We start from the raw sequence: 589 nt of genomic DNA on the forward strand, positions 1-589 counted from the left end.
GTTCACATCAAATCTACTTTCAGTTAAGAAATGCACTACTGATTTAAATTGCAATGTTATATTTAGTCCTAATGATGTGAAGTTTCAGGATATTGAGAGCAGCCAATTGATTGGAAAAGGAGTTACAAAGGGAGAGTTATATATGCTTGAGAAGCTTGATCCTGTTTCCAATCATAACTGCTCATTTACTTCTGCTTCTAGTTTGAATAAAAATGCATTGTGGCATGCTAGACTAGGTCATCCCCATGAGAGGGCTTTAAACTTGATGTTACCAGGTGTGGTTTTTGAAAATGATAAGTGTGAAGCTTGCATTTTAGGCAAGCATTGTAAGAATGTGTTTCCAAGAACATCTACTGTTTATGAAAATTGCTTTGATTTGATTCATACTGATGTGTGGACTGCACCTAGTTTCTCTAGAGACAATCATAAGTATTTTGTCACATTCATTGATGAAAAATCCAAATACACCTGGTTAACTTTAATCCCATCAAAAGATAGAGTGATAGATGCATTTAAGAACTTTCAAGCTCATGTGACTAACCATTATAATGCCAAGATTAAAATTTTTAGATCAGATAATGGAGGTGAG

General features: G+C 34.3%; 1 protein-coding gene. It reads left to right on the plus strand.

Features of this window, described 5'->3' with window-relative positions:
- Positions 1 to 76: 76 nt before the first annotated feature.
- Positions 77 to 589 (plus strand): hypothetical protein (locus DAI20_RS19900; protein ID WP_159085151.1); only part of this gene is annotated, 513 nt, incomplete at its 3' end.

This window comes from Planctomonas deserti (genome assembly GCF_003067705.1).
Lineage (GTDB): Bacteria > Actinomycetota > Actinomycetes > Actinomycetales > Microbacteriaceae > Planctomonas > Planctomonas deserti.